Here is a 13,819-nt window from a genome sequence, read left to right as displayed (position 1 = left end):
CGTCGCCGCTCGAAAAACCTGGCCTATCGTTACTCGTCTTCTATTTCTTCGTCATCGACATCTTCATCATCAACCTCTTCGCCTTCTACCGCTTCACCGTCGAAATCCGGCTCTGCATCCGGATCCGGAACGACCTCACCGTCTCCTTCCTCGAGCGTGACCTCGAGTGTCTCGCCTTCCACGACGGCGAGTTCTGACACGTCGGTCGTCGTGATGTACTCGCGTTCGATCTCACCGTCTTCCGGGCTACCCACGAAGATCGTATACTCGTCATCCAGTGCTTCGACAGCACTGTCACTGTAGCCATCTTCCGGCCCGAGTTCGTTGTCAGTTGCGTACGGAACCGTCAGCTCGAATGCCTCGTTTTCGACGGTCGCCTGCTGGGTGTAGGTGAACGTCCGACCGGGCTCGGTCTCGAGTTCCACCTGTGCGTAGACCGTTTCGCCGTCAGCAACGCCCGGTGCGCTTCCGGTGATAGTCGCCCCCTCGACTCGCTCGAAGGTTTTGACTGCGGACACTACCTGTGCGTTGTGGACGTACTGCTGGGTCATGAAGCCCTGGAACGGATACTGACTGTTGAGCAACAGTGCCTGGTCCGTCGCTTCTGCCATCTCGAATTGCTGTTCGGCTTCCGCGACTGCATCGGTGTAGCCGCCCGCGGCGAATCGCTCCGAACCGGTCGAAATATCGACAGCCTGGCCGTCTGGCAACACCAGAATCTGACTGCCAACGATGGAGTACGTACTCGACTCGTGTACCAGCCGGTAGTGTTCCATCCCCTCGGCGTCCTCGAGATACAGCGAGGCGAGCATCGTGTCCTCGTAGGCTTCGTTCGTCGTGGTCGCCTCGATCTCGGTTCCCATCACCGAGACTGGTTCAGCGGTTTCGTAGGCGCTCATCCCGGGACCGGACCACGTCGCAATCGCACTGAACTTCCCACCAGCCATCTGGTCGTCGATCATCACGTACTGGACGTCTTCGTGGCCCGGTTCGTCGATATCGCTCCGAATCTCGTCTGCCGAACGGTCGGTGACGGACACGCCGGCGGAAATGCCATCGAGGATAGCCTCACCGTGTGCTTCATCGCCCGCCTGGAGATACCACGAGGAGGACCGAGCATTGGACTGGAACGGGTTCGAATGCGGCATCCGTTCGGCGTTCGTCGTTATCAGGTGGCCATAATCCCACCACGACATCACGCCGTAGGCTCCCTCTGGGTAGTCATAGTCGCCACCCTCGGGGTACTCGTAGGTGCCGTAGTACTCGAGGTCGTCCTGATGGCCCGCACCTGCCCAGTTACCGGGTTCGGGCGTGCTCTCGAGCATCCAGTCGGTGGACTCCTGCCAGACCATCGCGTCGCCGCTCGGGCCGGCCTGCGCACCGCGTTCCCAGGCGGTCGACCCCTGGGCAGCGATGGGTGGCAACAACGGCATGAAGAGCATCATGACGACGAGGAAGATAGCGATCACCTGGTAGGTCTCGACGTCGCGGATGGACTGTGCACTGCGCTGGAAATCGAGATTGAGCAGTCGAGCGATGTCGGCGACGAACACGGCGTTGAGGACGGCGACCGCGAGCACGAGATAGTACGCGAATCGAATCTGCGTGGCCGCCATGCTCGTGAGAAACAGTGCCCAGACGATGATAAGGGTGTGTTCGGCGCGGAACTCACGACCGAACAGCGGTCGAAGGAGGAGGAACGCGAGACCGCCGAGCATGGTAAAGAAGGCTGCACCGAACTCGTTGAAAACGTGTTGGCCGAAGTTGTCGGGTGGTTGTGCTTCAGACACTGTCAGTGCTGTCTCACTTACATTGATCGGGATCAATCGCCCGGTCAAGTTCCCGATAAGGGTGCTGTACAGATCGGGGAGTACCAACGACATCACGATCAACGACCCGATAATTGAACCGGCTATTGCGACTGGATAATACTGTCGCTCGAGTCCGTGCCCCTCCCACTGTCGAGCGAGCCAGGCCATGAATACACAGCCGGCACCGACGAGGAACGCAACAGTCGGCTGGAGTAAACCGAAGCTCGTGACACTGCTAAAGGTCCAAACCTCGAGCATCAGGAGCATGAATGCGCCCGGGATAACCATGGACACGATGCCCACGAATGCGACGTGGTCGGGGGAACGTCCACGGACGAAATCGAGTGAGAGTTGGACGACAAAGAAAACGCCGAGAATACCCAGCAGCACGACACCCGGTGGCCACGACCAGAGATACAACGAGAGGGCGACGCCCGTGAGGGCGCTGTAGAGAGCTGGTTCGCGCAGCCCGTCCCAGTCCCCATCCAGAACGAGTTCCCAGATCGGTTGCTCACGTTCGGCAACGCGGAGGGCCGCCATCATCGCAAGTATCGCGATGGCCATGAAAAGGACCTCAGCAACGTGATGTTGAAGTTGCCCTACGGTCGTCCGCGAGAGGAACTGACCTGGAGCGAGTGCCAGGAGAATAACTGAGACGAGACCGCCGATCTGTCCGCCGAGACGACGGCCGATGAAATAGACCGGAATCGCGACGAGAGCGGCGAGTACTGGTACCATCACGATAGCGACGGTGTATAGTTGGTGGGTCGATGGATCGCCGAGGCCGACGATAAATGCCACCGTCACGAGGATCTGATCGAACAGCGTCCCGAACTGACCGACGTACTGTCCCGTAGGAAAACTCGTCCAGATCTCGTACGGCATCGTATACGGATAATTCTCGGCCGTCCACTGGACGCTTCGCCAGTGATACCAGGAGTCGACCGCGGAGAGCCTCGCCTGGCCATCGCGCATCGCCACTTCGCTATACTCCTGCATCCGGACCCAGAACATAAACGCCATCGCAACCGCGATAATAGGGACGTGATACCACCGTTGGACCGCCTCAAGTGTGGATTCGGTGGTATCCTCACCGATGCGTTCGGTTTCCGTACTCATTAGCTCTCACCAGTGGCAAGCGGCGAATAAACTTTGTTATTTACGTAGCAGGTCTTGATCGCCTCAAAGGAAGGTTTGCGGTCTTGCATTCACAATGGTTATTCTATAGGCGTTGAATAGCTCCTTTGATGAAGGTCTCTGTCGTCTTGTGTACGTATTCGCTGGATACCTTCGACGCCTGTCGTGAGGCAATCGAGAGCGTGCTCGCACAGACTTACGAAGCCCTCGAACTCGTGGTGGTTGTCGACGGCAACGAGGAGTTGTACGACCGTCTCATAAAGCGGTACGACTCGATGACGGTGCACCTGAACGAGGAGAATCTGGGCCTCTCGAGGAGCCGAAATCGTGGCGTTTCACTCGCGACTGGTGACGTCATCGCCTTTCTGGACGACGACGCGGTTGCCGACGAACGATGGGTCGAAGAGCTGGTTTCGGTCTACGAAGCTGAGGATGCGATTGCCGTCGGCGGGAAGATGTGCGGCGAGTGGTTGGCCGGAAAACCGTCATTTCTCCCCGAAGAGTTCTACTGGCTCGTGGGCGTGACACATCGCGGCTTTGCCGAGCCAGGTGAGGAAGTTCGGAATACGTTCGGGTCGAACATCTCGTTTCGTCGGGAGGTGTTCGAAGAGATTGGGACGTTTGACCCGGAACTTGGGCGTCGTGGGTCGTTGAATGTCCAGGCCGAAGAGACGGTGTTCTGTGTCAGGATGCAGGAAAAGTTCGGTCGTGGCGTGGTGTATAATCCCGACGCGGTGGTCGCACACAAGGTGTTCGACTATCGAAGGGAGCCGACCTGGTTGCTGGAGCGAGCATTCTGGCAGGGTTATTCGAAACATGTTCTCGGAACGCTCGTGCCCGAGGCGTCCGGTGAGAACGAGTCGGCATATCTGCGCGATTTACTGCTGGTATTCGTTCCCGAGCGGATTCGTAGGCTAGTCGAGTCTCCGTCGAAGGACGAGACGTTGCAACTGGGAGCAATCTTCGTGTTTACTGCCGTTGTTGGGTTCGGGTACGTCTACAGTGTGGTCCGGTCGTTGATTGCAGATGTTCGCAGGAACTAGCGTTGAGAGGCGAGAACACTCACTCGACGGCTCCAGGATAGACGAACGCTGAACAGTGTATCGAGCAGTTTGGCTGTCATCGACCGTTGATAGGGATACAGTGGAACACTCGTCCGTGGTTCAAACTTGTAGTGTTCGAGCAACTCTATCAAGGCAGCGTAGGTAGGGGCGTGGACATGGTTGATTGGTTGGGGTCTCTTGTAGATTGGGAGCACGCCGGGAGTGTATTCTCGTGAGACTTCGACGTTGCGTGGCTGGTGGCCGCTAAGTAGAGCGAACCGGTTGACCCAACTCGCCAGGTTTGGCGTCGCAATCCAGAACCAGCCGTCTCGAAGGACCCGATTCACTTGTTCGAAGAGATTGTCATAGTATCGAAGGTGCTCGACGAGTCCGAACGAGAGTACAAGGTCGATAGAATCATCACTGAGTGGAATCGGTTCAGTTTCGACATCAATCCCGAAAGTCGAGACACCTCGCTCTGATGCCTGTTCCCTCATGTTCTTGTCGATATCGATTCCATAGACTGTATCTGCATCGAGATGATCTCCCAGTGCAGTGACGAATCCTCCACGGTTACAGCCTACGTCGAGAATCGAATCGATAGAATCGCGGTGATTATCGAGAATCCTTAGTTGTGTCCGGATGCTATCGAACGACTGGAGGGTCGAATTTTTATTGAGGTCTCTTTCGGAGAGATGGCGACGGAATGCAAGCGGTAGGTCATCCAGAGCGGGAGCACCCATGCTAAGGTATCCTGATGTCTCGTGCGTATATCTTTCGTCTTCTTCGTTCCGGTATTTTCTCGCTCCATATCGTGATGCTTCTCAAGTGGTCACGACACATGTTCGACAGCTATTAACACCCGTTGAATGCACGTTTTGAGTAGATGGATACCGCACAGGTCACCGGTGCAGCCGGATTTGCTGGGTCGCATCTCGTTGAGAAACCTATCCAAGGAGGGTTGATTGTCCGCTGCCTGGATGACTTCTCGACAGGTGGACGAGAGAATCTCGAATCTGTACCCGAAAACGCCAAACAGGTTGGCTTACAAATTAGTGAGCGGAGTGGCACGGCAGTTATCATACTTCGGTATTTCAACGTCTTCGGTTCCCGACAAGATTCAAGTGGACAGTATGCCGCTGTGATTCCCAAGTTCATCGAATTGATGGCTAGTGGCGAGCGGCCCGTGGTTTTCGGTGACGGCGAACAGTCTCGTGATTTTGTCTACGTTTCTGACGTAGTGGAGACGAATATGCTGACAGCAGAATCAGAGTTTGCCGGAGTGTTGAACGTTGTGTGGGGTAAACAAAAGACTATAAACAAATTCATCGAACTGGTGAACAACATTCTCGCTATCGACCTCGAACCAGTGTACGACGACCCGAGACCAGGAGAAATACGTCACTCGGTGGGGGACATTTCGAAATCGGTCGATCGTATCGGATACGAACCGGACGTTGAGTTGAAAGAGGAGTTGAAACGAACAGTCGACTATTTCCAATGAAAGTACTCTGGCTTCGCCCCTCGACGGGCGAGAACATCAGCGTCCGGCGAGAGCGCATCGCCGAGGAACTTCGCGAGAGAGGGTACGAGATAGATATTCATGACGCATCAGGGCTTGACGCCTTTGAAGCAATCAAACAGGCACTTGTCGGAGATTACGACGTCATCGCGGGAAACGTCCGTGTCGGACTCTATCTCGGTTTCCCACTCGCGCGGCTGTTGCGAACGCCGTTCCTGGGGGACGTCAGCGACCCAATCTCAGACATTGACTACCTCGCTTCCCCCCTGTTTCGCTTTTTCGAATGGTACGAGTGGCAGGTCCTCGAACGTGCTGACGCGACCGTGTTCGTGTACGAGTCAACGTATCAAGAGGCTCTGAACCGCGGCATCGACGACGCCGTGAAGCTTCCCAACGCGGTCAACTACGACCAGTTCTCGAATCCGGAGCCGGAAGCCGTGGAGAGGGCGCGGGGTATCCTCGAAGACGAGGGCATCGACCTGAAGAAGCCACTCGCCATCTATATCGGCATCTTCTCACCGCGGTACTGTACCGAGGAGATGCTCGCGACCGCTGCTCACGCGCCCGAATGGGAGTTCGTCTTCGTCGGCGAAGGGGGGCTCGAAGAGCACGTTCGGGGGGTCGCACGTGAGGTTGAGAATGTTCACTACCCGGGTTCGTTTCCCTACCACCTGATGCCGGGCTTTTTGGCGCATGCTGAGGTCGGGTTCTGTTTCAAGGACGCCGAACAGCCACTGAAGCTCAAGGAGTACGGTGCCGCGGGCTTACCGATCGTCGTCCGGCCCGGCGAGCTGTCAAAATGGCACGACGAAAACGAACTGATTTTCGTCGAGCCCGAACCCGAAGCGATTGCTGAGCGGCTGGAGGAGTTACGGAATGGTGAGGTGGAGTACAGGAGTTATAGTGAGGCCGGCCGCGAGATCGCGAACGAGTGGAGCTGGGCGGAGATTGCAGATGGGTACGACAAATTATTCAGGCAGTTGCACGCCAACGACCGACGATAATCAGGATCGACCGATTCGGGTGTTTGCCTACAATCGATTCGACGTGGACGGCGTAAGAGTGTCCTACGTTGGAGAAGGTGGAATGTATCGAGACGAGCGTTCCGTCCGGACTCCAGCGTAGGTTAAGGTCATATCTAGTCGTTCCTTTGTATCGGCTCTGTTAAAATCCTCAGTAAGTGATATTTTCTGCCCCGGTTGCAGTCAGTACAGAGACTGTAGTCATCATCTGTGTTCACTACCGACAACGTTTATTCTCGAGAAACTCGTACTGTTAGCTATGGCTTCCGGTGATTCTGATGAGGTTGAGGAGTGGTTTTGGAGGCGCCATTCGAACCCAAAAAGCGTCTGGACGCGAATCCCGATTGCTCCTGCTGTTGCGTATGCTATTTACCGGCGTTCTTGGCGTCTCTTGTTACTCTCGATACTGTGGGGAGTAGTCAACCCGATCTCATTCTCTCCTCCCAAGGATGAAGAAGCATGGATGACGCGGGGCGTTCTCGCTCAACAGTGGTGGGTTCGAGAAGAAGGCCACGGTATCCTCGGGGTATCCAAGCCAAACATTTTCAGTACGGCAGCTGTGCTGACAAGCATCTACACGCTGTATGCTGCGTGGCGTCAGCACCCGCTGAAGACTGCTCTTGGAACCGTTCTGACCGTCGTGCTGAACTTCTGGTGGTTACGACATCTGGTTGATCTTTATGACAGACATGTTATGTGGCAATAATCGTCGCGCTGAATATGCACTCTTCGGCGACCGGCTGTTTCAGACGATAATGTATCCGAAGAATAGGATTTCAACAAAGCCTTTGTATCATGTCAAAACGCGTATTAGCCCCTATCCATGGTCTGCCCGGTGAAAATAATAGATGAATTTTATATAGTTCGGTGAGGGCGCTGACTGACGAGATGTCGCCTGTCGTTATATTTCGGATACAATATTCGTGGCAGTGACGGTCCGTGCTACCCCATATGAAGAGTCGCTCGACGTCAAGCCAGCAGAAGGGCGAAATATACCGGCTCTCGAGCAAACAATCGGCCTCACCGGTCGTATCCGAGACGGCCAATTTGGTGTGTCGAATGCCGTCCCGTATCCAGCGGTGGAGGAAGACAAAACGGTTCAATCCGGCGAGTAGAGCAGTTAATGGATGTAATGCCGATCTGGGAGACGGGGTACATCAGCCTCGGCTATCAACTCTTCGAAGGGGCGACGAGTAGATACCGGCCATTACCGAGTGTCGGCAATAAGGCCTTGTTTCACTTCTTGATTATTAGGTGGCTTACAGGGGGTTCAGCATTAATCGCAACGTGCTACTGCTTCGGTTGTACGACGAAAGCACGACAGAGGGTTCGCTCACAAAGTATATGGCAAAAGACCCAAGTCATGCTAACAATGCAAGCTGTCGTCCTCGCCGCCGGCAAAGGCACGCGGCTCGAGCCGCTCACCGATGACAAGCCGAAGGCGCTCGTGGAAGTCGACGACAAGCCTCTCCTCGAGGACGTCTTCGACAACCTCATCGAGATTGGCGTCACCGAGTTCGTGGTCGTCGTCGGTCATCTCAAAGAGCAGATCATCGAGCGCTACGGCGATGCTTACGAAGACATACCGATCACCTATGCCCACCAGCGCGAACAGCTGGGTCTCGCACACGCTATCCTCCAGGCAGAACCCCACATCGACGACGATTTCGTGCTGATGCTCGGGGACAACGTCTTCCGCGGAAACCTCGGCGACGTGATCAATCGCCAGCAAGAAGAGCGTGCTGACGCAGCCTTCCTCGTCGAAGAAGTCCCCTGGGAGGAAGCCTCCCGGTACGGGGTCCTCGACACGAACGAGTACGGCGAGATCGTCGAGGTGATGGAGAAGCCCGATGAGCCACCATCTAACCTCGTGATGACTGGCTTTTACACGTTTACGCCGGCCATCTTCCACGCGTGTCACCTCGTCCAGCCCTCCGACCGCGGCGAGTACGAGCTCCCTGACGCAATCGACCTGTTGATCCAGTCCGGGCGAACTATCGACGCGATCCGGATGGATGGCTGGCGAATCGACGTGGGATACCCAGAAGACAGAGATGAGGCCGAGGAACGGCTCAGTGACGAACCCGAACTTGCAATTACAGACTGACCCACTTTCGAAAGCTACCCAAACCGGTCACCATTCATAATTGGATTCCAATCCGCAAGAATAGATCTGAGTGAGACAGTGGTGTAATCTAGGAGCCGTATAGGCGTTTTTCGAGTCGCTCGAGAGTGCGTCACGTTGGTAACGAAGTAGCTGCTGTGTATGGTCACAGAATCGCTGTTTTGCAGTTTCCTCGTTCTACAGGCGAGGTGCCCTCTATTCAGTGACGTTCAGCCGTCTCGAGAGCGACTCACGGTGATTGGTTAGTCCGCAAAAGAGGGTATCTCATGAGAACGAGGTCGATGACCATCTCGAGGGGGCTCAAAATCAGAAATATTGGCACTCGAATATGCCACCAAAAGCGCTAGCCTGCGACCGATTATGAAAATCTGGACGACGATGGGATTGCACCTCAATGTGACGTGAATCCCGCGTTGAGATCTAACGCGACAGCCCCTCAAACACCGATATTCTCTTTTCGGAGATCGCCTCGAGCGGACATCACCCCTCGATTGAAACCCGGCCATGTTTGAGAACGGAAACCGCAAGACGAAGGCCGATTATGAAGTTTCTCGAGTGGGCAAAATTCAAAGAGGTCGCCTCTCTTGTTCGTTTACGCCCCATCACAGACTGCCTCAGTATTCTGTTTCTCATCACGGCTCGAGTGGCGTGAACACCACGGAGGGTCCCTCGTAATGCTTTCGTCTATCGAGACGGATCCCTCGGCTCTCGAGGTTGGGACTGTGACCAGTCCCGTTCTATGAATCCTAGTTTCGGTCGCTTCGTTATTGGGATACTCCCTTGCGGAGGTAGGCAGTCGTTATGACTCCTGAATAGCCATACAAATCCAATTAGCAGGCGTGTTAGTGCTGTGAGGGCCACTGAAATGGCGTATGAACGCACTGGCATAACCGAAAAGCGTCGATAGGGTGAGAGCGTTCATCGTGTAGGTATCGTAGTCACCAGAGGCGGTTCACAGGCGCTCGAGGATGCCCGACCTCGAGGACGGAGGTGTCGACCAGCGTTCCGATCGGTGATCTCGGACGATTAACTGACGGGTGTTTGTCTAGCCTCTCCGAGCGGGTTGAACCGATGACAATCTGTGAGTTCGGCGCTCGCGTCGACGCTTAACGGAGTACTAGCTTTTTCTGTATTGATGAGATTATTCTCCTATGGCAGTCGACCCGGACAAATTCAAACGATTTCGGGAGCAGGTGGACGATATCGTGGCGATGGCTCCCGGCGGCAAACGAACCGTGGGGCGACTGATGGACACGGCGTTTGGCGACGCGCTCCGGGAAACGGAGCGATTGATCGACGATTCACGGCCGCCTCGACTGTACGTGTTCGGCCGGTCCGGGGCCGGAAAATCATCACTGATCAACGCGCTGGCGAACAAGCCGGTCGCCGATGTCGGGTCCGTCGAGCCGACGACCGTCGACTCCGAACTGTACCACGTCTCCTTTCCAGACCGCTACGCCAGCTGGGACGTCGTCGACTCTCGAGGACTCTTCGAAAGTGTGTCTCCAGATGGCGACATCCCTGGCGACACGATCTCCCATCTCAAAGCGGACCTCGAGGAGTATCGTCCGGATATTGCGATTCACGTCATGACGCCCGATCAGGTGCGCGCGGGGAAGGACGATTTCGCGACGGTCGAAACGCTGCGAAGGGAACTGCCGGGTGTCTTTCCACCTGTCGTATACTGTCTCAACAAGGTGGACACCTATCTGGCTCCTGGTGGTGACTGGCCGCCAGAATCGAACCCGTCGCTGGCCGGTGATATCAAGCACACGCTCGAGTTCGTGGCGAAGATCCTGAACGAGGAAGAAACGACGCCGTTCGACGAGAGCCAGCCGCTCCACGGCTACGAGTTCGAATCGGACGATCACGTCGGCGTCGTCCCAGTGTACCTGAAGGAAGAACCGTACTGGAACGTCGATACGCTCGCCTGGTTGGTGGGAGATTTTTTGCCGGTTGATGCTCGCCTGCAGTTCATCCAGGCCCAACAGCGAGAGGAACTGATGCAGGAGTTATCTCGAGACGTGACGAAACGGTTCTCGGGCATCGCGGGTGGTATCGGGAGTGCACCGACGCCAGGGGCAGACTTTCCGGTGTTAACCGGATTACAGCTGTTTCTGGTGGGCCTGATCGGGAGTTTTTCTTGTCGCGAACTCGAGCGCGGGACCGTCGAGGAGTATCTGACGGCGATGGGCGGAACCACGGTTGCCGGGCTGGCCGCTCGAGGGGTGGCTCGGTCACTGGCACAACTCGTCCCGGGTGTCGGACAGGTGGTCTCCGGGACGGTCGCGAGTGCAACGACCTACGCCGTCGGCCGATCAGCAGAGGAGTACTTCTTCAACGATGCTGTCGTCAAACCGTCGGCGTTCGTCAAAAAGGGAAAGGATCGATTACAGCGCTGAGGATCAGCCCGTAGTCCGGACTCGATGTCCATCACATCGTCGACAACCCAAAAACCACTACCCCCTCGAGTCCAATCTCTCGGCATGCACGTTTCTATCGTCGGCAGCGGCTACGTCGGCACGACGATTGCCGCCTGTCTCGCCGATCTGGGCCACGAGGTCACGAATATCGAGATCGATGAAACGATCGTCGAGAAGATCAACGCCGGTGAGGCTCCGATCCACGAAGCCGGTCTCGAGGAACGAATCGCCGAGCACGCCGGTACACGTCTTCGTGCGACGACAGACTACGATGCCGTGTGTGATACGGATCTCACCTTTCTCTGCCTGCCGACACCCCAACACGACGACGGCAGCCTCGATCTCTCCATCATGCAGGCAGCGAGCGAATCGCTGGGCGACGCGTTAGCTGGCAAGGCGGGGTCCCACCTTGTCGTCGTCAAAAGCACCGTTCTTCCAGGAACCACTGAGGACGTCATCGGCCCAGTCGTCGCCGAGCGCTCGGAGAAAGCAATCGGTGCTCCCGACGGCCTCGAGTTAGCGATGAACCCCGAGTTTCTCCGGATGGGGACGGCTGTCGAGGACTTCCTCGAGCCCGAAAAGATCGTGGTGGGCGCGACCAGCGAGGATGCTGCCACAACGATGGGCACGCTGTACGAGCCCATGGTCGAAACCGGCGCTTCCTTCGTCGAAACCGGGGTTCGCGAAGCGGAACTGATCAAGTACGCCAACAACGCGTTCCTGGCTTCGAAGGTGTCGCTCGTGAACGAACTGGGGAACATCGCGAAGGCCTACGGTGTCGACGCTTACGAGGTGCTCGAGGCAGTCGGCCTCGACGACCGAATCAGTGAGCGCTTCATGCGCTCGGGACTCGGCTGGGGTGGGTCGTGTTTCCCAAAAGACGTCAACGCGCTCCGGGCCGGAGCCCGACAGCAGGGATACGAACCGGCGCTCCTCGATGCCGTCGTGCAGGTCAACGACGGGCAACCGCGCCGATTGGTCCACTTGCTCGCCCATCACGTCGATCTCGAGGGGAGTCAGATTGCGGTCCTCGGGTTGTCGTTCAAGCCTGGCACCGACGACGTGCGTGAATCGCGTGCTCTCGTGGTGATCGACTCGTTGCTCGAGTGCGGCGCGAGCGTCGTCGCGTACGACCCGGTCGCCAGAGATGCGCTGGATCGACAGTATCCGCGTTACACCGACCTCGCGGGACTCACGTTTGTCGACGAGGTGGAGGACGCACTCGAGGGTGCCGATGGCGCTATCGTCGCGACGGACTGGCCGGAGTTCGACGATATGGACGCGTCGGTGTTCGAAAAGATGGCTACCAGGGTACTCGTCGACGGGCGTCGAATCGACATCGATCCCGAGAGAACGAATCTCGAGGTTTATGAGGGTCTGACCTGGTGAGCCAGCCAGAACGAACCACTCGTCGGAAACGTCAGCGTTAGTACCCTCGCGAGTCGAAATCGTCTATGGACGTGCCGTGTGTTCGGGTGCCCCCCGACGAGGGGGAAGCGACGAGGAGTCGGCTGGCAGACGCCGATCTGATCGACGACGAGTACGAGATCACCGTCGAGGATGGCTGTCTATACATTCCAGTCGTCGACGAAGAGGCAGCAGCGACAGCCCTCAAGTCCACCTCGGAGGCGAACCACGATCTCGTGCCGTTTGACCCACCCACACGACACACGCAGACGACTCCCGAGGACATTCTGGGCTGGGAACCCTCGTACGAACGCCTCGGTGAGGCGGCGTTACTCGAGGAAGAGGACGACGAGCGAGCGGCCGAGATTGCGCGTGCAATCGTCGAGTCGGATCTTCCACTCGAGACGGTTCTCAACAAGGCCTCGAAAATCAAAGGTGAGACGCGCGTTCGCGACTGGGACGTGCTTGAGGGCGACGGAACGACGGTCGTTCACCGGGAGTACGGCTGTACGTTCGAACTCGATCTCGCGGCCATGTACTTCTCGCCGCGACTCGCCACCGAGCGCCATCGCGTCGCCGAGCAGGTCGAACCCGGCGAGCATGCCTTCGACATGTTCGCGGGTGTCGGCCCGTTCGTTATTCCGTTCGCCAAACGTGGCGCGGAGTGCGTCGGCGTCGACATTAACGAGGCTGCAATCGAATATCTGGAACGCAACGCGACCACAAACGGTGTGGCTGATCGCGTTACCGCCCACTGTGCGGATGTCCGAGAAATCGCTCCTGAATACGAGGGCTGGGCCGACCGAATCGTGATGAACCTCCCACACAGCGCTGACGAGTTCCTCGAGTCGGCGGTTACGATTGCAGGTGACAGCTGTACGCTGCACTACTACGACATCCAGCACGAAGACGATCCGTTCGGCCCGGGCGAACGCGCCATTCGAGAGGCCGCAGCGCCAGAGTACGAGGTCGTAGTCGAGACCCGTCGAACCGTCCGGTCGTACGCTCCGCACGAACTCAACGTCTGTCTCGACGTCGTGCTCGAGCGCCGCAACTCGTGATCGGTCGAGAAACGGTGCTCCCTAAACCGACCACTGCGAGGGCCACACACGGACCGATTCGATTCGCAATCCTTATGCCGGCTATCGAACGTACGTAGAAGTGGACGCGAGATCCGCGCCGGTGTAGCTCAGACTGGCAGAGCGAATCCTTCGTAAGGATTAGGTCGAGGGTTCAAATCCCTCCACCGGCTCTTTCTGTTCGAACGCAAGTGAGAGTAAAGGAGCGACTGGAGGGATTTGAATCAGGGAGGAGCTTTGCTCCGACCGT

10 protein-coding genes and 1 tRNA gene are annotated in these 13,819 nt (G+C 57.0%); 9 read left to right on the top strand and 2 right to left on the bottom strand.

All coding sequences use genetic code 11. The features are described 5' to 3' along the window. Positions 1-29: 29 nt before the first annotated feature. Positions 30-2,930 (bottom strand): oligosaccharyl transferase, archaeosortase A system-associated, encoded by a 2,901-nt coding sequence (locus NLK60_RS03235; RefSeq protein WP_254809461.1) that lies wholly within the window; start codon positions 2,928-2,930, stop codon positions 30-32. A 128-nt stretch (positions 2,931-3,058) separates the two neighbouring features. On the opposite strand from NLK60_RS03235, the gene aglG reads away from it, so the two are divergent. After that, the gene (gene aglG / locus NLK60_RS03230; RefSeq protein ID WP_254809460.1) at positions 3,059-3,991 is read left to right on the top strand and encodes a glucosyl-dolichyl phosphate glucuronosyltransferase; all 933 of its coding nucleotides are present in this window, start codon (positions 3,059-3,061) and stop codon (positions 3,989-3,991) included. On the opposite strand, the gene NLK60_RS03225 is transcribed toward aglG, so the two are convergent. Beyond that, complete coding sequence (locus NLK60_RS03225; protein ID WP_254809459.1) at positions 3,988-4,734, bottom strand: class I SAM-dependent methyltransferase; 747 nt, start codon at positions 4,732-4,734, stop codon at positions 3,988-3,990. The two genes, aglG and NLK60_RS03225, sit on opposite strands and share 4 nt — an antisense overlap. 143 nt (positions 4,735-4,877) lie before the next feature. Here NLK60_RS03225 and NLK60_RS03220 point away from each other — a divergent pair, with 143 nt between their 5' ends. The 8 genes from NLK60_RS03220 to NLK60_RS03185 all read left to right on the top strand — a co-directional run bounded on the left by NLK60_RS03220 (position 4,878) and on the right by NLK60_RS03185 (position 13,742). Continuing rightward, a complete protein-coding gene (locus NLK60_RS03220; protein ID WP_254809458.1) occupies positions 4,878-5,495 on the top strand; it encodes an NAD-dependent epimerase/dehydratase family protein in 618 nt (205 codons plus the stop codon). After that, a complete protein-coding gene (locus tag NLK60_RS03215) occupies positions 5,492-6,517 on the top strand; it encodes a glycosyltransferase (RefSeq protein ID WP_254809457.1) in 1,026 nt (341 codons plus the stop codon). Before NLK60_RS03220 ends, NLK60_RS03215 begins: the two co-directional genes overlap by 4 nt. A 277-nt stretch (positions 6,518-6,794) precedes the next feature. Next, complete coding sequence (locus tag NLK60_RS03210) at positions 6,795-7,241, top strand: DUF6653 family protein (protein ID WP_254809456.1); 447 nt, start codon at positions 6,795-6,797, stop codon at positions 7,239-7,241. Between the two features lie 666 nt (positions 7,242-7,907). Continuing rightward, positions 7,908-8,642 carry a UTP--glucose-1-phosphate uridylyltransferase AglF gene (gene aglF, locus NLK60_RS03205; protein ID WP_254809455.1) on the top strand — a complete coding sequence of 245 codons (735 nt, stop codon included), beginning with the start codon at positions 7,908-7,910 and terminating at the stop codon, positions 8,640-8,642. Between the two features lie 1,169 nt (positions 8,643-9,811). After that, complete coding sequence (locus NLK60_RS03200) at positions 9,812-11,062, top strand: GTPase family protein (protein WP_254809454.1); 1,251 nt, start codon at positions 9,812-9,814, stop codon at positions 11,060-11,062. An 84-nt stretch (positions 11,063-11,146) separates the two neighbouring features. After that, the gene (gene aglM / locus NLK60_RS03195; protein ID WP_254809453.1) at positions 11,147-12,472 is read left to right on the top strand and encodes a UDP-glucose 6-dehydrogenase AglM; all 1,326 of its coding nucleotides are present in this window, start codon (positions 11,147-11,149) and stop codon (positions 12,470-12,472) included. A gap of 65 nt (positions 12,473-12,537) precedes the next feature. Next, a complete protein-coding gene (locus tag NLK60_RS03190) occupies positions 12,538-13,551 on the top strand; it encodes a class I SAM-dependent methyltransferase (protein WP_254809452.1) in 1,014 nt (337 codons plus the stop codon). A gap of 117 nt (positions 13,552-13,668) precedes the next feature. Beyond that, positions 13,669-13,742 (top strand) — tRNA-Thr (locus NLK60_RS03185). The last annotated feature ends 77 nt before the right edge of the window (positions 13,743-13,819 follow it).

This window comes from Natronosalvus amylolyticus, from assembly GCF_024298845.1.
Taxonomy (GTDB): Archaea; Halobacteriota; Halobacteria; order Halobacteriales; family Natrialbaceae; genus Natronosalvus; species Natronosalvus amylolyticus.
Note: the sequence above shows the minus strand (reverse complement) of the source record. Positions and strands in the feature narration are given on the sequence as shown.

Coding starts and splice junctions, on each gene's coding strand:
- NLK60_RS03235 (WP_254809461.1), bottom strand. CDS start 2,930: ATGAGTACGGAAACCGAACGCATCGGTGAGGATACCACCGAATCCACA.
- aglG (WP_254809460.1), top strand. CDS start 3,059: ATGAAGGTCTCTGTCGTCTTGTGTACGTATTCGCTGGATACCTTCGAC.
- NLK60_RS03225 (WP_254809459.1), bottom strand. CDS start 4,734: ATGGGTGCTCCCGCTCTGGATGACCTACCGCTTGCATTCCGTCGCCAT.
- NLK60_RS03220 (WP_254809458.1), top strand. CDS start 4,878: ATGGATACCGCACAGGTCACCGGTGCAGCCGGATTTGCTGGGTCGCAT.
- NLK60_RS03215 (WP_254809457.1), top strand. CDS start 5,492: ATGAAAGTACTCTGGCTTCGCCCCTCGACGGGCGAGAACATCAGCGTC.
- NLK60_RS03210 (WP_254809456.1), top strand. CDS start 6,795: ATGGCTTCCGGTGATTCTGATGAGGTTGAGGAGTGGTTTTGGAGGCGC.
- aglF (WP_254809455.1), top strand. CDS start 7,908: ATGCAAGCTGTCGTCCTCGCCGCCGGCAAAGGCACGCGGCTCGAGCCG.
- NLK60_RS03200 (WP_254809454.1), top strand. CDS start 9,812: ATGGCAGTCGACCCGGACAAATTCAAACGATTTCGGGAGCAGGTGGAC.
- aglM (WP_254809453.1), top strand. CDS start 11,147: ATGCACGTTTCTATCGTCGGCAGCGGCTACGTCGGCACGACGATTGCC.
- NLK60_RS03190 (WP_254809452.1), top strand. CDS start 12,538: ATGGACGTGCCGTGTGTTCGGGTGCCCCCCGACGAGGGGGAAGCGACG.